The following is a 19,857-nucleotide window of genomic DNA, read 5'->3' on the forward strand; positions in this document are numbered from 1 at the left end:
ATCTTAGTGTGCATCCACCTGAATATCCTGCATATGTCGACGACGTACGATCAGCACAGCTACGCCAATCAGTACCATCAATGCTCCAAAATAAAATGGGGTTTCTGCTGAGTACCACTCTGACAGCTTCCCTGCAAGCCACGGCGAAATTGCCCCGCCCAAAAACCGCATGAAGCTGTAGGCCGCAGATGCTGTCGAGCGCTCCACTGGAGCAGCCTGCATAACAGCAGTTGTAATCAATGTATTGTTAATCCCCAGAAAAATACCAGCCACAATGACGGCGACAATGACAGTCGTTGGTGAACCAGCTACCGTCCCGATCGCCATAACACCTAAATCAATGGCAAACAGCGTCAGCATGATACTAATGGAAGATACCACGCTCAAGCGTGCTTGAATCTTCGGTGCTACAAACACCGAGGTAAAGGCCAGCATAATTCCCCAGCCAAAAAACACATAACCCAAACCATGCTCGTCCAGATTCATTACATATGGAGAATACGCCATCAACGTAAAAAATCCAAAGTTATATAACAACGCTACAATACCGAGCGTGAGCAAAGCCGGATAACTGAGCGCTTTGAACGGATCGGCAATGGAACCGCGTTTTTTGGGCTTTGGAATGGAAGGCAGCATAAACGTAATGAACAAAAATCCCACTACCATCAGTCCGGCTACACCGAAAAACGGACCGCGCCAGGAAATGGAACCTAACTCACCGCCCAGCAACGGACCCACTGAAATCCCGAGGCCCAATGCCGCTTCATACAAAATAATTGCTTTAGCTGTTCCAGAAGTGGACAGACCTACAATCGCAGACAACGCTGTTGCGATAAACAAAGCGTTCCCCAAACCCCAGCCTGCCCGGTAGCCCACAATTCCGCTAACTGTACTGGCTGTGCCGCCCAGTCCAGCAAACACAATAATAAATAAAATCCCGGTTAGTAGTGTCCATTTGACACCCAATCGACTAGATACAACGCCTGTAATCAGCATCGCAACGCCTGTTACCAGATTATAGCTGGTGAACAGCAATGACACTTGGCTTTTCGTAGCATGAAGCTGATCAGCAATGGCCGGAAGAATCGGATCGACCAATCCCAGACCCATAAATGAAATAACACAAGCAAAGGCGACTGCCCAGACCGCTTTAGGTTGAGACAGCAAGCCTGAGCGTTCTTTTAACTCTTCAGGTAATGCATGTTGTGAACTCATATTATGATGTTACCTCCACATCTGAATGTAAATGTTCTTGTTATGACGGGTCGTGATCAAGTTCATCATCCAGAAGAACCTTGCGTTCACGCACCCTAACCCGTAACTCCTCCAACTCAGTCTGGAGCATACGGATGCTGTTGATTTTTCCCTCCATTAATTCCAACTGCTCGTTCAATGTACTTTCCATATCCTCCAACATGGCCCGTCGCTCGTTCGGTTGCAAATGCTCCGTTCGCTCGCGATATTCCTCCCGCTGACCCTTAAGCATTTCCGCTGCGGACATGTAACGCTGAAGCTCTTGCAAGGAGAATCCAAGTACTTCCTTGGCACTCACTATTTTTTTTAGTAAGTCCACATCCTCCTGCGTATACAGGCGCATATTTCCTTCACTGCGCTGCGGAGAGGGCAATAAGCCGATTTCCTCATAATAACGAATGGTTCGCTTGGTTAATCCGCTTTGTTTGGCGACCTCATCAATTTTATACGTAACCATGACACCCACCTTATGAAAAAGATTATATATAAATACTACGCCTCTATAACGTTAACGTCAACGTAAACTTCAATATAAAAAAAACCGCCTCTAATTGGAGACGGTTCCTATTTTGACTAGTACGGTCATAGACCCGAGCATCGGTGCTCAAGCCCATGAATATAGCTTTAGATGAAACAAGTACGAGTGATGATAACCAGTAAAATGAAGAGAACCAGAATAACACCAGTGGAGGTGAACATGTTACAACCGCCACAACCTCTATCTACTTCACCCATTTCGTATTCCTCCTCCCTACTGATTCCAGCAAATCTCCCGAATTTTAAATCCTTGAGCTACGAATTAGATGATAAATGCTTTGGAAATAATAACGAGCAGAATGAAAAGTACCAGAATCGCTCCTGTAGATGTAAAAGCTCCATAACCAGCGCCTACTCCAGACATGGTGATTCCTCCCTTCATGGTTTACAAGAGCATCTTATGCTTATGCCATCATCCATGATAGGGACAAATGCCGCGCCTGCCGCCCAAATCTAGGTTGGGGTTGTACTGTCCTGTTATTCTTCGGACCCGAGCATGCCGTGATACAGGAGGTTTCGTGCCTGCTTGGCAAGCACAGACGGACTTTCACGTCCAGGCAGCAATTTAGTTAACGTCAGCCGTTCAATCAAGCCGATCACGCATTCTGCTGTCAGTTCAGGGTCCAGTTCCTCACGGCAGGAGCCCCATCGTTGCGCCGCCAGCAGATGCTTTTTGATATGCTCAGCCATTTCCGCCTTAATACGCACCGAATCTGTCGCCTGGTAAAATCCGACACGAGTGATCGCCGGATTATTAGACAACACGCGAAAAATAGCTTCCAGAAACACCTGTCCCCGTCTCAAAATTTCAGCCTCGCTTAGGTCTGGGCCTATCTTCATGCTTTGTACCGTATCATTCACCAAAGTACCGAAGCTCTCCACAAGCTCCTCGTACAACTGTTCCTTGCTTTCAAAATGAATATAAAAATCCGGCTGCGTCAATCCTGCACGTGCCGCGATCGAACTTACCTTTGTCTGATAAAACCCCGTCTGAGCAAACTCTTCAGCCCCCGCTTCCAGTAACAACCGTCGACTCTCCCGACTTCTGACTCCTGCTCTCATCACGGTCTTGCCCCCTTACGCCACAAATCTATCGTATTATAAAGTTCCTTTGCAGTAAGAACAACGGGCTTGAGGATGATATATACCTGTCCTTCAAAAGTCCTAATACAGAAGGACTGAACGTTTTGGAAAATCAAGGGCATCTCCCTACAAGGTATAATTAACCAATCTGACGGTGAGCGAGCAGGAATTATTACGTGGAATTCAAATATTTATACTTGAGGATTTTGCAAAATCCTGACTTTCGATATATATCAGTGATGAGGACAATATTTGCGCATCATCTCAATCGTTGTCAGATCATCATCCAACCCCCGTTGTTGCAAGCCGTCGATAATTTGCTGACGTTCCTGATCTTTAACATTTTGACCGAATTTAAACTTGGCAGTCCATTCCTCCGGTACAATTTTGATCAGAGCGACCCCTTTTAAACGTGAAGCATACCGAGAATCGCTGGCATCAATCGTGTCATACCCGCCTTCCGGTTGCAGCTTGCTCATAAAAATGGAAAAGGCCGATGCTTTTTCTTCCAGATCCACTACATGCTCCGCATGACCACGCACGGTAATACTTTTAAAAAATGAAGTCGCCGGACATGCCATATGTTCATCCGTAAAATAAGACGGAATGAGCGCATATTCTTTGGCGGCTGAAAAAGTAACTCGATTATCTTCTTTCATCCGTTCCATCTTTTCTCCAGCACGGCTGCCATGAATATAAAAAACGCCATTTCCATAAGCGAAATTCAAGGGAACCACACGCGGAAAACCATCCTCGCTGTTCATGCCTAAAAATCCGAAACTGACCTCGCTTAGAAACTGCTCTATTTCCTCTAGTTCTGCTACCGTAAATTCTTTTCTTCTCATAGGGAACTCTCCTTCCATCTATTGACTAATGATACATTTCAGATTATGTTGAAAATGGATTCATAAAAAGATCCAATATGAACGAAAATGAGTGGCCCAATCGAAGGAGAAGAGTATGGATATTACGATTGCTTATCAGCGTGCGCTTCAAAAGTATCATTTAAAATATTTGGCATTGTATCATGCTCTTCGTGAGGGAATCCTCAATGGCTCCCTTGCCAGTGGTACGCGTCTGCCTTCCACTCGTGATCTGGCTGTGATGTATGGAATTTCGCGAGGGAGCGTTAAAGAGGCATATGATATGTTGTTGGCAGAAGGATATATAGATTCGGCAGTAGGCAGAGGAACCTTTGTTATGGAACAGACAGCGGTGCTGCCCGACAAATCTTTAATCAACCAGCAGAACCAGAATTCACCTGTTGTAAAACAAAAAGCCCCTGCTCTATCAGCTTGGGGACAACGAATCATGCAGATCGAAAGGGAACGAAACTTACAGCGGTCTCCTGCTTCTGCTACAAATAGAGACAGTGCGCAACAGCCTTTGATTTCTTTTCAGGCAGGAGAAGTTGTATTGGAGGGCAACTCACAGATCGCATGGAAAAGCGCAATGACTGCCGCTGGAAAGGATCTGCAAAAGCCCTCGGCTGACGCGACGACTGCACCAGTGAGCGGTGATGAATGGCTGCGTGAAGCGATTTGCCATCATGTTGGCAGAACACGCGGAATTACGGCCACGCCGGATCAAGTCGTATTATGCAGTGGTTCCATGGAAGTGATCACGTTATTAAGTCAGTTGCTTATTCATGAACAAGATCGAATTGTATTGGAGAATCCCTGTTATTCCGGCATCTACCGTGCAGTTACTGCCTCAGGCGGACAGATACATGCTGCTGAGATGGATCAACATGGAATTGTCCCACAGGATTGGGATTCCAAACTCCTATTTGTTACACCTGGACGACAGTTTCCAACCGGTGCAGTGTTGCCATTAACACGCCGTCAACATATTTTGCAATGGGCAGCATCCAAGGGAGCGTGGATCATTGAGGACGATTATGACAGTGAATTCCGTTGGGCAGGACGACCCATTGAACCATTAAAAGCACTGGATCGCACAGAATGTGTCATCTATGTCGGCTCCTTTTCCAAAAGCATGTTCAGCAGCCTTCGACTCGGGTTTGCAATCTTGCCCGTTGAATTAGCCCAAGCGCTGACAGCTGCCAAACGACTATACGATCCCCTGCCGCCTGCCCGCTTGGAACAGCGCGCACTGGCACGTTTTATGATGCGCGGCGACTACGTTCGCCATGTGCGTCGGATGACTCGAATATACAGATCACGCTACGACGTGTTCCAGCGTGGAATACAGCAGTTGAGCGAACTATTTCACTGGCATCAGAACGATTGTGGACTACATGCCTATGCCATCTGGAAGCAGGAGTCTGCCCAGTACCATCATTTGATGCAGACAGCACAATTTTACGGAGTCACATGGCGTGATGCCGCCGATTACCAACTGACACCGGGACCTCCATCAGCCTGCTTTATCTTTGCCCATTTAACGGAGCAACAAATTGTTGAAGGGTTTAACCGTCTGCGCCAGGCTTGGGACCATATTAAAAATCAATGAGGAGTTCCCTTATTTAATCACTAGCCCCAACAGCCCTACAAATGATGAAGCTTGATGCGGTGAGATGATGCAGCCATTCAAATCTTCTATATCCACCTGTAACCCATCAAATTCACAATCGCTCAGATCAATCCCGTTGAGCTTGGACCCCGATAGCATCGCTTGATCCAGATTGCAACGGTTAAAAAAGGTTTTTTGTAGTGTTAAATGATACAGATCGGCACTTATTAAAGAACAATCCTCAAAACCAACTTGCTTAAAATTAGCAAAACGGAACATCGAATAATCCGCTAAGCAATCCGAAAAACGAACGTTTTGGAGCCTGCTTCTGGAAAAGTCTGTTCCAAGCAATTTGCAGTTTTTGAACTCTACCCGATGGATAAAGGAACCGGAAAAATGAACATTAGACAGATCGCATTTATCAAAAATGACGTCTGTCCATTCACTTTCCGGTAATGACGATTCCATGATCGTTACATTTTTAAAAGTCATCTTCTCTAATGAAACCTTAACCGCTTCCACATTATCCAAAATCATATCTTCTACAGACCCCATACTATATTCGCCTTTGGACCGTAAGGAATACATTTCTTCGTTTAGTACGGGCAAGTCCGCAGGAATTTTCGGCAACTCCATTTTAATTTTCATAATAACTCTACCTCCACGATTGAGAGCCCTCTAGGACATCTATATGAATCTATTTTCTATCAATTCTCATACATAGGGTAGCAAAAGTATTTCTCACACATATATTAACGTAGTGAGCACGCTCACGAACCTTTGTTAGGAGGTTGATAGCATGGCAGTACAACTATCTAATCAAGTGTTCTCCATCTCTGTCGGAGATTACGGCGATCTCTCTTCCTTACGGCTGGTAGGGGACACTTTTAATACCAACTATGTCATGAACAGCTCCAACGCACCTAAACAGAATACGTCGGATCATCAGTGGCTGGGTGAACTGATGTTCACCTATCGTCTCGGCAACGGAGCGTGGACTCGGGCATGGACAAGTAATTCTGCTGATGCGCGCCAGATCACCTCTTCTGGAAACAGTGTCCAGGTAGCCTATCAGAATTCATCAAACAATCAGGGAATACGTAATTTCATTTTACATGAAACTTATTCGTTGGTTAACGATTATTTGCATTGGCAAATGAAAGTAACGAACACCTCTAATCAAACACTGGAGATCGGAGATTGGGGACTGCCGCTTCCGTTTAACGAGTACTGGTCCGGCGGCAATAATGAACAAATTTATGAAACCAGAGTACTCTCACACTCCTTTGTAGGCCATAACAGCTCCTTTATTACCGCTGGACGACCTAGCGGCATCGGACCGTATGTACTGCTGATCCCTGATGCCTCAACGGGTGCTGGTCTCGAATATCAGGACCATTGGAGAACTGAGGAGCATCCCGGCAGCACATGGGCTATGGAGCAAGGTGGCTGGTCCGAAGGACTGAATGTGTTCTATATCCATTCCAATGTCATCAAGAGCACCAACCGTGGCTATCTTGGAAGCACCAGTCTGTCGCTGGCTCCTGGTGAAAGCAAAACGTATGCCTTTAAATTTTACAAGGTAGCGGACGAGCAGGCTGTAAAGGACAGGCTGTACAGTGAGGGACATGTGGATGTGACCGTGGTTCCGGGTATGATTTTCCCGACGAATCTCAAGGCCAAATTCGATCTGCATACCAGCAAATCCATTACCTCTGTCACAGCGCAATATCCGTCTGAAACGACCATCAGCTATCTGGAAACAGCCCCTACAAACCATAAAATATATGAACTTACACTGGGACGACTGGGACATAACAATATTACTGTAAACTATGGTAACGGCGAAAAAACCGTTCTCCAGTTCTATGCCATCGAGCCAGTCGAAGCTGCACTTCAGCGTCACTCTACCTTCATGGTCAACAGCACCCAATGGAACGTGCCGGGCGACCTGAGGGACAAGGTCTTTGATGACTGGATGATGCAGTACAAGGCTAGACGCAACAGCTTTGCTGGTTACTGGGGCTGGGGTGATGATTGGGGACTAACTCACGGCCAGTTTCTGGCGGAGAAAAACGTTCAGAAGCCCGTGGCATCTGAGATCAAGGCAGTCGATGATTATTTGGAAGTAGCCATCTGGACGAATTTGATGGAAGGCCATCATACCGATTATCTGGTCCCTGATTTCCTGATGCCGCAGCCTAACACGACACCAACGTACCGTGGCTATGCCTATCCGCACATTTATAATACGTTTTTTAGCATGTATAAAATTGCCAAGCTGTATCCCAACCTGATCAGCTATCGCAATAGCAAAAACACATATTTGCTACGTGCTTATCGTATTTTTAAAGCGTTGTATGAAGGCCCTGTTGCTTATAACTGGAGCACGGGACTCATGGGTGAGCTAACTACACCTGATATGATTAAAGCGCTTCAGGAAGAAGGCTTGACCACCGAGGCTAACGACCTGATTGGCAAAATGGCTACCAAGTACAACAATTTCAAAAACACCACCTATCCTTATGGCTCTGAGTATAACTATGACAATACAGGCGAAGAAGCCGTATATACACTCGCCAAAATGAACAACAACACGACGATGATGAGCAAAATCAACGCCAAAACGCGTGCTGCACGCGGTCATATGCCTGTCTGGTACTATTACACCGATCCGGTCACCATCACCGGAGAGAATTGGTGGAACTTCCAGTACACCACCTCACTGGCCGGCTATGTGATGGATGACTGGACACGTCGGCATTCGTCCAAGCCCGAAGTGGATCAGCGTCTATCCTATGCCGCCAAGCTGGCGAACATCGGAGCGATTAACTCGGGACAGATCAGCTCTGATCCTGCCAACATCGGGGCGGTATCGTGGACATATCAGGCGGGCAAGGGCAATTACGGCGCACTCGGTCTGGACGGTGGCCCTCTCTTTAACGGATGGCGCGGCATGTCCGGGGAAGCCGATCTGGGACTGTTTGGAGCCATCAAAATCCTAAGCTCGGATGTTGCTGTAGATCCAATATTCGGCTTGTTCGGCTATGGCTGTGACGTTACAGAAAGCAGTAACAGCTACGCGATTACTCCAAAGGACGGTGTATTCCAACGTCTGCATCTGATCACCCAAAAGCTGAGTTTGGAGCTGAATCGGGATCAATATAGCTTGGCCATCGTGTCCAAGTCCAAGAACAACATCCGTCTGACACTGAAAAGTATGACCTCAGGCACGACTCATACCACCGTTATGAGCTTGACCGGACTCGCGGCAGGTACGTATGACGTGCTCGTAGACGGCACAAAAACCGGGTCAGTCACGGCTGCTAACAGCTCTGCGACCACGGTCAGACTGAATATTGGTACGGCAGCCAACTATGATATCCGTATCCAGTCGAGTACAGACAACCCGTCTCCCGCCGGAGACATTGTAGCCCGTTATGAATTTGACGAAACGGCCGGATCTACCGCAGCCGATTCGTCAGGTTATGGACAGCAGGCCAGTGTAAGTGGAGGCGCGTGGGGCGCCGGACGAAAAGGTAATGCCCTGCACTTTAACGGTACAGACGCCTATGCTAGCCTGCCCGGTGGTATCGTTAGCAGCATAAATGACTTTACGATTGCCGCGTGGGTACGGGTGAACACGCATAACGGCTGGGCACGCCTGTTTGATTTTGGAGCAGGCACGGATCGGTATATGTTTTTGACACCCAAGGCCGAGGGAACTGGCATGCGCTTTGCTATCACCGTCTCGGGGAACGGAGAGGAACAACAGTTGAATGCGCCAGAGCTGGCAACTGGGGTTTGGAAGCATGTCGCCGTGACTTTGTCAGGCAATACTGGAATGATGTATGTGGACGGTGTAGAGGCGACGCGTAACACCAACATGACGCTGAAGCCTTCTAGCCTTGGACTGACAGACCGGAACTATATTGGGAAATCCCAGTTTGATGATCCCTATCTGAACGGTGCAGTGGATGAACTGATCATTTACAACAGAGCCCTGACCGCTCAGGAAATCCGGGGCTTGGCCTCGGCAAGCAGCACCATTACAGCCCATGATGAGGGAGCCCGTTCATATGCCGAAGGAGCAGATTAGAATACATTTATGCATTCATTCATGCCGTTAACGTTTTAGATTGTGAATGATTTGTACTGTGAATCATTTGTGTCGTGAATTATTTGCGTCGTAAATGATTGGTATCGTGAATGATTCTTGCTTATATTAGCTCTACCCCCGGATTTCTTAAGTTAAGTCTGTAATCAGGGGAGAAATCCGGGGAGATGATGCTTCCGAGCGAGCCACCCTATGGAAAGCATTTAAAGCGACCGCCTTACCGGGGCGATCAGCGGCAACTTTTCCATCTGGAGGGCGTTTAGCTCCGTCTAATGCGTGTCGTTCTTGGTCTTAAGCGAACCAGTTCCTCACTGGTGAGCTGCCTAGTATAAGAGCGAGGGGAAGATCCTGTATCTACCCTGAGCACCCTGCCTGCCCCGTTGGGGCGGGCTACCCGTGTGTTGAATACCTGCATGGCCCACTGCACCGGAAAGGCTATGGATAAGCGACCATCTGCCGTGCCTGCATAGTTGACCGCAGCTGCATAATTATCTGACTGTCTGAGCCATACAGAGCCGGAATCCCCAGGTAGTGATACGGGAGTCGTACCTCTAATAACCGTCTGATCTTCGAAGGTCAGTAAGCCCAACTCTCCACCATAATTGATTTGCAAGTCCGTATAGACGGACTCTACCGTGCCATTGACCCGCCCGGTCGTACGCCCTACCTTCTTCAATCTTTCCCCTATGCGATAAGCGGTCACATGACCCGGAATCGCTCCTACTGTAGCATAACGCGGATTGAGCAAGTTGTTACGGGTCGGAAGCGAAAGCGCCGCATCAATCAGGTTCGTTCCGGTGGGATTCAAGCGTACGTAACGATAAAGCCGTCCTATACGATCCTGGGCAACCGTCCCCCCATCGGCTCCGCCTGGCTGAATTGTAGCCTCTCGATTGTCTGTATTGGAGGGATTGAGGACATGGTTATTGCTAAAAAGATAACGTGTCGCCGGCGCTCCAGTTGGGGCAACGATGAGTCCGGTTGAACCGGAGCCTTCAATCGTCCCGACACTGTAGCCGGCGATGACCGGGCGTATGCGCACTTTGTAGTCCGTGGCATTGGCTCTGATCTTTCCAGTCTTTACAATTCGGACTGGAACGTTCGTTTTCTTTCCTAATGCGGTGGCCGACAGGAGTCCAGTAGAGGCCGACGCTAAACGGTCCGTGTACACAATGACAGCGGCTCCTCTTTTGGGATGAGCAGGGTCCCTGTACCCTACGCCAATGCCGTGGACACCGGACATTTTTAAAACTCGCTTGGCCATCCGCTTTTTCACTTGAAGCGCGGCCGAGAAGGTAGCCAACATAATCATCTCCTTTTACATTCAGATGAAATATTGTATGGCTAAGGCCGCTTCGCGTTCCATTTGATCATACGATCGCTGTATTGAAAGGCATATGAAAACATTCCAAAAAATGGTATACTCATTTCCGAAATTGACATCTTATCATTTGATTCTGGTGTTCAAGGAGGTACTTTATGTTTTCAATCATGTTGACATATAGCATACAAGCAATTGTAATTTTACTGATTATCTTTGAATTGTTGAGAAATAACAGAAAAAAAATAGGCTGGGGATCACTTTCACTGCTTTTATCTCTTCTTGGTATGGCTGTTTCTTTCGAATTCGGCAATTACATATTGGGAGACCAGTTGCTTTCCTTTTTAGGATTGCCCGCCTGGTCTAACAGTGTTGATAATACTAGGTTTCACTACACCATTTTTCTATCCAGTATTTTTTTTATTCCCAGTTTAATCATTGGATATAAAAATCCTAAGGAGTTTGGAGCTACAATCGGAAAACGGATTTCTAGTATATATCTATTTTTGATCATCATTTCGCTTCTATTTTTTATTATCAGTATTTTGCATAATTGATTTCCAACGCTCGTAAGTACAATATATAGACGAACTAAAGCGTTTCGATCTATATATTACTGATTTGAAAACGCTCTTGGGATTTATGCAAAATGCTTATTATCAGCATTTGCTCGAAGTAACGTTGGGTGTACAGTTGTTCCAAAACAAAAGCCTTCCTTGTTTATAGGAAGGCTTTGATCTTTATGTTGTGAAGGCGATGGGAAATACCATCTGACTGCCCGCCGCCTCCAGTTATCCCTTAACCGCTCCCTCCGCAATGCCCTCCATGATGAATTTCTGAAAGAAGGCGTAGATCAGGATAACCGGGATGGAGGTCAGCACAAGTGCGGCCAGAATAAGCGACCAATCCTTGTTGTACTCTCCAAACAGCATATTGGTCGAGAGAATCAGGGTGTAATGGTTTACATCCGTCAGCATTAACAATGGAAGCAAAAAGTCGTTCCAAATCCACAGAAAATCCAAAATCGCGATGGTAACTGTGATCGGCAGCAGCAAAGGAAATATAATGCGAAAGAATGTTTGAAACTCATTACAGCCGTCCATTTGCGCGGATTCTTCTAGCTCACGTGGGATGGATTTGACGAATCCATGATACAAAAAGATCGCCATATTCACACCCAAGCCGATATAGATCAGGGCCAAGCCGTACGTACTGCCCTGAACGGACAAATCTTTTGCCATTCGCGTAAGCGGTATCATAATAGAGTGAAACGGTACCAGCATCGATGCGACAAACAGGAAGAAAATCGCACTGCTCAGTTTCCCCTGTGTACGAGACAGCTTGTAGCCTGCCAGTGCCGAACAGATCACAATGCCACCAATGCCGATAAAAGAAATAATCGTGGAATTAAGGGCGCTGTTCAGCAAATGAGTCTGATGAAAAGCCTGACTGTAATTTTCAAAGTGAAGCTTCGTGGGCAGCGCCGTAAAGGATGCAAACATCTCACCCTGTGTTTTAAACGAGTTAATTACCGCCATGTAGATTGGGAAGAAGGACACGACTGCGCCCACGCACAGAATCAGCGTAATCAACAAGGAATTGGCTTTCTTCAGCCTCATGCCTCCACCTCCCTCTTCTTCATGACACGCAGCTGAATCAGGGTGAAAATGAGAACGATTGCGAATAAAATAACGGATTTGGCGCTCGCATAACCATAACGGAAGTTGTTGGAGAAGGCCTCCTCATAAATGTTCATCGTAATCACCTGTGTACTGCGCCCCGGCCCCCCGCCAGTCAGTCCGTATACGACCTCATACACTTTGAAGGCACCATTCAGCGTCAGGAAGAAACAGATCGTAATCGCATGAGTAATCATTGGCATCGTTACGCTTCGCAATGTCTGAAATGCGTTCGCCCCGTCAATAATAGCAGCCTCCTTCAAGCTTTGTGGTACACCTTGAAGCGCAGCCAGATAGATGATCATCATATAACCGACACCATTCCAGAGCGACACGATAATAATTGAGAAGAAAGATACTTTCGGATCGCCCAGCCACGATTGGCCCAAAAAGGCGATAGCCGTCTTTTCGGCGATCTGTGGCAGCACGGAAGAAAAAACGAAGGTCCACATAAATGCGCTAATAATGGTACTGATCATATTGGGCATGAAAAATATCGTCCGAAAAAATCCTTTGGTACGTGTACGCGACTCAATCAACACTGCCAGTGCCAGTGCCAGTACATTTTGCAGCACAATCATGACCAATACGTATTTAAGGGTAAACCAAAGGGAATTGAGAAAATCGGGGTCTTCCTTCAACGATTCCACAAAGTTCCCCAAGCCGATAAAGCTGTAATTAGGATTCAATCCGTTCCAGTCTGTAAAGCTGTAGTACATGCCGCTGATCGTTGGAATGAGCAGGAAGATAGCATAAAAGATCAGCGCCGGGGCTGTAAACGCCAGTAACATGACGTATTTTTTATAGATTTTAAAAGGCATGGAGTCTCTCCCTCCCGGTGTAATTCTGTAGGTTACCGTTACTTGTTCACTTTGTTATACGATTTCCATGCCTTATCCAGCGCCTTAATTACGTCATCCTGCGAGAGCTGACCAGCATAATAGGATTGTAGCGATTTGCCTGCCTCGTCCTTAACCGCTTGCGGGATAGATGGATCTTGGTACGACTTGCCTGCTTTCACGTATTCGGTAGCGTCATTAACCCAAGGATAGCTTTTAAACGTATGCACTTTGGAGATCGGGTTAAATTTCAATGCTTCATAGAACGCGCTAGAATCCTTGTCATCCAGCACATAGTTAACAAAGTCGAGCGCAACCTCCTTATTCTTGCTTGTAGAGGATACAGCCAGCGAAGTCGAAGTGGACAAATTAATCAATGTCGCATTGGAATCGTCATTGATCGGCAGCGGTGCTACCCCAAAATCCATCTTCGGATCCGATTTTAAAATCGTTTCCGCAAACCACGGTCCTTGAATCCACATCGCCGCTTTACCCGAGGCAAACGCAGCCGATCCATCATCCCCGCCGATTTCCAGAGCCTTGTCAGTACCGTTGCTATTCACCAGATCAATAATATCGAACATGCTCTTCATTTCGGAAAAAGAGCCTTTATCCTGATTCATCCGGTCGATAAAATCCTTATTCTGTGTGTTCATCATTGCACCTGCCGTAAGTGGCACAAACAGCTGTGGAATCCAGGATTCCTTGTAGGACAACAGGAACGGTTTCACATTATTCGCTTTCAGCTTCTCGACCACAGCCTTCATTTCGGTCAACGTTCCCGGCGGCTGCAAATCCAAATCCTTAAATATCTTTTTATTGTACAAGTAGCCCCATGAGATCGTTTCCAAGGGAACCGCTACGACCTTTCCGTCTTTGGTTGTCACCGAAGGCTTCACACTATCCATCAATTTGTTAACAAAAGGCTGACCGGACAAATCCTCCAAATAGCCCGCTTTATAAAACGGAGGAATTTCATTCACCGCGTGCAATGCAAATACGTCCGGCGCATCGTTGGATGCGAGTCTTGTCTTCAAAATTTGTGCGGCGTTGTCAGCAGGCGGCATCTCCAGTTGGACCGTAACGTCGATATTTTTATCTTTCTTCTCTTTCGCTACGAACGCATTAATGTATTTATCGTAGTGCTCCTTCAAACGGGGCTGAGCAATAAACATTTTGAGATTCACCGTTTTGCCGTCTCCACCGGAACCGCTGCTGTCACTGCCTGAAGAATTCGCTCCACACCCGGCCAATAACGTGCCAACCAGCATCGTGCTCAATACACCTTTCCACACTTTCATGAAAAATGACCTCCCCTATTTTGAAAATAACTGTTACCCATCGGCAAATCAGCTGTTATTCAAAGCAGCTATGCCGCCGGTCTTCAACCTCTATTCAGCTCTGTGCGAACTTCGTAAAGGCCAGTTTCCTTTGTACTGCTTTTTTTGTATACGCTTTCATTATAGGATGGGAGGTCACTTCTGCCATTGGACACCCTTAGCTTATTGAATTGGACTTTTTTAAACTTCCTTCCTCATTTCACCGGGTGCCATGCCAAAATGCTTTTTAAATACCCGATAGAAATAAGACACATCCTCATATCCTGCCATCTCCGCAACTGCTTTAATTGAAATCTGTTTATTGGCCAGCCATTCCCGCGCCTTTTCCATTCTTCGCTCTACGATGTAGTCCGTTACATTTTGACCATACTCCTGCTTAAATACCTTGCTCATATACTCTTTGCTCACAAAAAAGTTTTTCGCCAACTGCTCCAGTGTAATCGGCCCAGCAAAGTGACTGTCGATATATCGCCGTACCTCTTCTAAATTCAGTTTGTTTTTGTATTTCCGCTGCCGAATGAGCTGATCCAGTTCCTGAACATAGCACGACGATACGAATTCCAGCGCATGTTCTACAGAGGACACGGCATCCTGCGGCAGTGGAAATCCTACCTTTGTCGTAGAATTATCCAGCCCGTTATCCGCTGCGAGCTCTTTCAGCAGGGAAAGAAGCTCCTGCACCAGCCTGCCTAGCATATGTGGACTTGGTGCTCCATAACTCTCCAACTCCTGCATAACCTGCCTGCAGGTTAAGTTCACCCCGTCACAGTTCAGCTCATTAAAATAAAGACGCAGCAGTTGCTTATACCGGGTCAACCTGTGAAAAAACTCATAATCCAGCTCTGTCGCTTCTTGCTGCTGTTCAGCCACCTTGACCTCCAGATCGTTTTTGCATTTGAGTAGCACTGCATTCAGCTCTGCAGGATTGACTGGCTTTAACAAATAATCGACGGCCTTATAACGGATGGCATGTTTGGCATACGCAAAGTCATCATATCCACTCACGACAATGATTTTCACATCAGGACAATGGTTATTTAGTGCTTGCAGCAACTCCACTCCGTCCGCACCCGGCATGCGCATATCAGTAATCACAATATGGGGAGCTAACTCCCCGACCAGCCTGAACGCCTCGTCCCCGTCTTCAGCCTCACCCACTACCAACATTCCAAGTTTTTCCCATGTGCCAAATGTCTTCAGAATATCACGGTTCCACGGCTCATCGTCCACAATTAATACTCTGATCATACTTTTCCCTCCTCTGCTGAGGTGAATGGAATGCGGATGGTGACACGTGTACCGACTCCCTGCTCACTATCTATCGTCACTCCGTAGTGCACTCCAAAATTCATCCGTATGCGTGAAGACACATTGCTCAATCCGATATGACTACCCTGCGCCCAGATCGGTTCCTCCGACGCGTTTTCCAGCTTTGCCCGTAGTTTTTCCAGCTTGTCCGGGGCCATGCCGTTTCCATTATCGCAAACCGTAATACACACATCTTGTTTCATAATCTCCACCCGAATCCCTATTTGCCATGCCCCCGCCTTTCGATCAAGACCGTGCTGAAAAGCGTTTTCCAACAATGGCTGAAGCGATAGCTTAGGCAGTCGAATATCCATCGCCTGTTCTTCCGACTCCACCTGGAACACCAATCTTTGTGGAAATCTCCGTTGCTGGATGCGCATATAGTGTCCCACATGGTCAAGCTCTGCGCGTAAAGAGGCCAAATCCTGAGGTTCCCGTACCACGTAACGGAACATCTCACTCAGCGACCGAATGACTTCATAGGTGTCCTCCGGCTTTTGAGAAAATACCATACTTCCGATCATTTGCAGCGTATTTTGCAGAAAATGTGGATGAATCTGCGCTTGGAGCGCTTTCAATTCAGCCGTCTTTTTTTGCAAATTTATACTGTATTCCGCCTGAATATGCTCGCGAATTCGGCCTGCCATCCCATGCAGACTTCTTTCCAGCAGCCCAATCTCATCCGGGCGTGTACTTGGCTGTCCAATCGGTCCTTTGATCATATCCAGCTCCTGTACGGAACGCGCCAAATGAACAATCGGACGTGCAGTCCGCCATGCGATGAAAACGGCAATGCAGATGGAAACCAGAATTGAAATCACGCCTACGATAATACCATACAGCATGGTTGAAAAGGCACTGTGGTTAATGGAGGAAGTGGGTACGATTTTGACCAGCTTTAGCCCAACTACATCCAGATCATTATAGAACACATAATGTTCAGCAGTTTGAATCACTCCAGGGCCCGGCTTAACGTCACGAAGAGCTGTCAGCACACCTGCAGGTGGAGGCGACTGCCGAGCCTGTGCTGGATACATGACCCTGCCATCCGCATCTGTAATAAGCACCTGATGCTGATCCCCACGTCCCAGCAGGCCCAGCGTCTGATCGAATTGCGACCACAATACATCCAATGAAATAGCTCCCGTCTGCTTCTGATCTTCGAAACGCCGAATACTGCGCGTCAAAGTAAAGCGTTCCGGGTCAGCAGAGCTTGGACGAATCGAATAATCCTTATTCGCTTGCCACATCTCGGCATACTGTGGGGGAATACCGCTCACTGTCGTAATTTCATTTTGCATGCTATTAAAGGTAAACAGGGTTTGCGATTGCTTCAAATAAAGCTGGATGCCGATCACATGACTTCCGGCCGAATAATACACATTCGCCATCGTATTCAGCATTTTTCGCTGAGCATTAAATTGGCTCGAAAGATTGTCAGGCTCGCGCTCATTCAAATAATCGCTCAGATCAGGGCTGATCTGAATGCTGTAAATCAGATGATTCAGACGATCTAGCTGGTCGCTGATATAGATCCCCGTCCATTTCATATTGGACATGTTCGTCTCTACCACTTCAGTTTCCATGGAAGCTCTACTTTTTTCCGCAGCCAGCACCGTGACAGCAATGACCGGCAGCACAGATAGAACAATCATCGTCAAGATCAGCTTAAGCTGAATGCTGCGTCGATACGGGGCCGTCAGCGCCCGGAACCAGCGGACTGCTCGGGTTGGCATAGCGATGCACTCCTCTACTCAGCCATATGCGAAAACGCCCCGCAATTCGCAGGGGCGCTTCATTTACCGGATACTCCCGGAGAATACCTATATGATATTATTCGTAAGTTGGTTTAAGCTCATTATTCATCATTTACACTTCTTCGATAATTATAACACCCCAAGGCTCTAATGGAAGCGTTTGTCCTTGGATAACTGTACGCCCCCCGATTAACTCCTTGCCGTCTCCATGTGGGTATACCACCGAGCCTGCTTGTTCGGAATAGTTAAAATAGTACCGGATTGTCCGTCCCAGCTCATTCGTGCCGGATTTAACAATGATCGGATAAGACGTTTCCTGATCCACTCCCCATACTCCCGCCTTTTTGGCTACAGAGCTGAATAGTTCGCGGATGACCGCCGGGCTGACGATACAGCCGATGTAGGTCGCTGTTCCCTGACCATAGCGGTTTTGCGTAATCGCGGCATATTTTCCCCAATGCGGGTGATCGTAATAGGCCAACACTTCGGCGGTCGTCGGGGTAATCAGCTCCATCCACGTATCTACCTGATTGTCCTCTGGTGCCACCTCAAAAGGATTATTTTTGAGCGTCACCTTCTTCGGCTCCACGAACAAGCTGTAATGAATGCCGCAGGCTTCGCTAATCACGCCCGGCTGCCGGGACGTTCTCACCTGCACATGCTCGTCAGTAAATCCGCTTCGGAATGTGTATACTATATGACCACCTTTCTCCACATATCGGTTCAGCTTCTCCAGTAGTGCGTCTGGGGCAGAATAGAGGACCGGGACGATCAAGAGATCATAGTCGTCAAACGATTCTGTACCTGGATGAACAATATCCGTCCCGATATTCAGTTTATACAACTCGTCATACAAACGGCGTACGATGTCATTGTAATTCAACGGGCTGCTCATATTAAATTTAAACCAGTCAATCGACGTCAATGCTTCGTTGCTGACCAGAATCGCCGTTTTATTTTTCTTTTTCAAGTTGACCAAATGCGGAGACAATCTTGCAAAATCCTTCCCTATGGTCTGTGCTTCCTCATACACAGGATTCGGTTCAAAATCATGGCTGAGCAGACCCTTCCAGTAGGTTTCGAAGGAATTATGGATGGAATGCCAGTGCCAGTATGCCACCATATTGGCTCCAGAAGCCAGATGGCTGAACGCTTGCAGACGCAATTGCCCCGGATAGGGAACCCAGTGGGTAAAAGCCTGCGCTTCCGTTTCCAGCACTAGATAGTTGTTATTTTTCGTCGAACGCGCTACATCGCCACCGAAGGAAATTTCAATTCCGGTCAGATCATCCTGTGATGGATGGTAAATATCCACCCCAGTCACATCAAAGGCTTGCGATGCCGCAAAGTGATCCACGTCTGGCTGAACACCAAAGGAATGACCTCTCCATTCAAAATCAAAGTTTTGCGTAACAAATTGGTCTTCCCGCTTATATTCATTCACCAGCGCGACCTGCCATGCCAGGAAATCCGTCACCAGCTTGCGCTGGAATTGGGAAAAGGCTGCGCCCAAACTTCCATTAATCGTTCCGACCACCGAAGGAAAGTCCTCCCAGCTATTGATGCGATTACTCCAGTAGTCCAGACCAAATTTGCGGTTTAGCTCCTCCAGCGATTCGAACCGCTCCCGCAAATACTTTACAAATTGCAATTGCACATTGGGCCCACTCGTGTGGTAATGCTTGGTCTCATTATCCGTCTGAAAGCCAATGACCGCCGGATGCTGACTCACCCGTCCGATCAGCTTGCGTATGATTCGCTCAGTATGGAACAGGTACACCGGGTTCGTAATGTCCATAATCTGGCGAGCTCCATATTTGCCCGGACCTTGAGGCGTTGTTGCCAATACATCAGGATGCTCCTTCACTAGCCATGTGGGTACGGCATAGGTGGGCGTCCCCACAATGACTTCGATACCCGCCTTATGCATGGCGTCCAGCACCCGATCCACAGAGGTAAAATCAAACACGCCATTTTGCGGTTCATGCGTACTCCAAGTGGATTCGGCAATCCGCACCACGTTGATGCCCGCATCCTTCATCATTTGGATATCCTGGTCCAAACGGTCATATGGCATATACTCATCATAATAGGCAACACCGTACAGTAGCTTTTTCATCAAGTCGTCCTCCAATTAGGTTCGTAAT

General features: G+C 47.2%; 16 protein-coding genes. 3 read left to right on the top strand and 13 right to left on the bottom strand.

Features of this window, described 5'->3' with window-relative positions; all coding sequences use genetic code 11:
* Positions 1–3 precede the first annotated feature (3 nt).
* The 5 genes from MKX30_RS21525 to MKX30_RS21545 all read right to left on the bottom strand — a co-directional run bounded on the left by MKX30_RS21525 (position 4) and on the right by MKX30_RS21545 (position 3,719).
* Complete coding sequence (locus tag MKX30_RS21525; RefSeq protein ID WP_264454193.1) at positions 4–1,215, bottom strand: MFS transporter; 1,212 nt, start codon at positions 1,213–1,215, stop codon at positions 4–6.
* Between the two features lie 40 nt (positions 1,216–1,255).
* A complete protein-coding gene (locus MKX30_RS21530) occupies positions 1,256–1,711 on the bottom strand; it encodes a MerR family transcriptional regulator (protein WP_023986943.1) in 456 nt (151 codons plus the stop codon).
* A gap of 342 nt (positions 1,712–2,053) precedes the next feature.
* Positions 2,054–2,155, bottom strand: a complete 102-nt coding sequence (locus MKX30_RS21535) for a hypothetical protein (protein WP_023986941.1) — start codon at positions 2,153–2,155, stop codon at positions 2,054–2,056.
* 113 nt (positions 2,156–2,268) lie between these two features.
* Positions 2,269–2,853, bottom strand: a complete 585-nt coding sequence (locus MKX30_RS21540; RefSeq protein ID WP_023986940.1) for a TetR/AcrR family transcriptional regulator — start codon at positions 2,851–2,853, stop codon at positions 2,269–2,271.
* Positions 2,854–3,107: 254 nt separating this feature from the next.
* Positions 3,108–3,719, bottom strand: a complete 612-nt coding sequence (locus tag MKX30_RS21545) for a pyridoxamine 5'-phosphate oxidase family protein (protein WP_023986938.1) — start codon at positions 3,717–3,719, stop codon at positions 3,108–3,110.
* A 115-nt stretch (positions 3,720–3,834) separates the two neighbouring features.
* On the opposite strand from MKX30_RS21545, the gene pdxR reads away from it, so the two are divergent.
* Positions 3,835–5,349, top strand: a complete 1,515-nt coding sequence (pdxR, locus tag MKX30_RS21550; RefSeq protein WP_028541039.1) for a MocR-like pyridoxine biosynthesis transcription factor PdxR — start codon at positions 3,835–3,837, stop codon at positions 5,347–5,349.
* 9 nt (positions 5,350–5,358) lie between these two features.
* On the opposite strand, the gene MKX30_RS21555 is transcribed toward pdxR, so the two are convergent.
* The gene (locus MKX30_RS21555) at positions 5,359–5,997 is read right to left on the bottom strand and encodes a pentapeptide repeat-containing protein (RefSeq protein ID WP_053324610.1); all 639 of its coding nucleotides are present in this window, start codon (positions 5,995–5,997) and stop codon (positions 5,359–5,361) included.
* A 151-nt stretch (positions 5,998–6,148) separates the two neighbouring features.
* Here MKX30_RS21555 and MKX30_RS21560 point away from each other — a divergent pair, with 151 nt between their 5' ends.
* Positions 6,149–9,448 (top strand): DUF5695 domain-containing protein, encoded by a 3,300-nt coding sequence (locus tag MKX30_RS21560; protein WP_341063459.1) that lies wholly within the window; start codon positions 6,149–6,151, stop codon positions 9,446–9,448.
* A 277-nt stretch (positions 9,449–9,725) separates the two neighbouring features.
* On the opposite strand, the gene MKX30_RS21565 is transcribed toward MKX30_RS21560, so the two are convergent.
* Positions 9,726–10,772 carry a hypothetical protein gene (locus MKX30_RS21565; RefSeq protein ID WP_028541041.1) on the bottom strand — a complete coding sequence of 349 codons (1,047 nt, stop codon included), beginning with the start codon at positions 10,770–10,772 and terminating at the stop codon, positions 9,726–9,728.
* A gap of 173 nt (positions 10,773–10,945) precedes the next feature.
* On the opposite strand from MKX30_RS21565, the gene MKX30_RS21570 reads away from it, so the two are divergent.
* Positions 10,946–11,344, top strand: a complete 399-nt coding sequence (locus MKX30_RS21570) for a hypothetical protein (RefSeq protein ID WP_160788758.1) — start codon at positions 10,946–10,948, stop codon at positions 11,342–11,344.
* Positions 11,345–11,578: 234 nt separating this feature from the next.
* On the opposite strand, the gene MKX30_RS21575 is transcribed toward MKX30_RS21570, so the two are convergent.
* The 6 genes from MKX30_RS21575 to MKX30_RS21600 all read right to left on the bottom strand — a co-directional run bounded on the left by MKX30_RS21575 (position 11,579) and on the right by MKX30_RS21600 (position 19,829).
* Entirely contained in the window at positions 11,579–12,406 is an 828-nt protein-coding gene (locus MKX30_RS21575) for a carbohydrate ABC transporter permease (RefSeq protein ID WP_013308681.1), read from the bottom strand.
* The gene (locus MKX30_RS21580; protein ID WP_023986930.1) at positions 12,403–13,287 is read right to left on the bottom strand and encodes a carbohydrate ABC transporter permease; all 885 of its coding nucleotides are present in this window, start codon (positions 13,285–13,287) and stop codon (positions 12,403–12,405) included. Before MKX30_RS21580 ends, MKX30_RS21575 begins: the two co-directional genes overlap by 4 nt.
* A gap of 38 nt (positions 13,288–13,325) precedes the next feature.
* Positions 13,326–14,606, bottom strand: coding sequence for an ABC transporter substrate-binding protein (locus MKX30_RS21585; protein ID WP_023986929.1), 1,281 nt, complete (start codon positions 14,604–14,606; stop codon positions 13,326–13,328).
* Between the two features lie 219 nt (positions 14,607–14,825).
* Positions 14,826–15,893, bottom strand: a complete 1,068-nt coding sequence (locus MKX30_RS21590; RefSeq protein ID WP_069079771.1) for a response regulator transcription factor — start codon at positions 15,891–15,893, stop codon at positions 14,826–14,828.
* Complete coding sequence (locus MKX30_RS21595; RefSeq protein WP_338533217.1) at positions 15,890–17,689, bottom strand: sensor histidine kinase; 1,800 nt, start codon at positions 17,687–17,689, stop codon at positions 15,890–15,892. Before MKX30_RS21595 ends, MKX30_RS21590 begins: the two co-directional genes overlap by 4 nt.
* Positions 17,690–17,822: 133 nt before the next feature.
* Positions 17,823–19,829 carry a beta-galactosidase gene (locus tag MKX30_RS21600; protein ID WP_341063464.1) on the bottom strand — a complete coding sequence of 669 codons (2,007 nt, stop codon included), beginning with the start codon at positions 19,827–19,829 and terminating at the stop codon, positions 17,823–17,825.
* Positions 19,830–19,857 lie beyond the last annotated feature (28 nt).

The organism is Paenibacillus sp. FSL P2-0173, assembly GCF_038008045.1.
GTDB classification, from domain to species: Bacteria; Bacillota; Bacilli; order Paenibacillales; family Paenibacillaceae; genus Paenibacillus; species Paenibacillus polymyxa_B.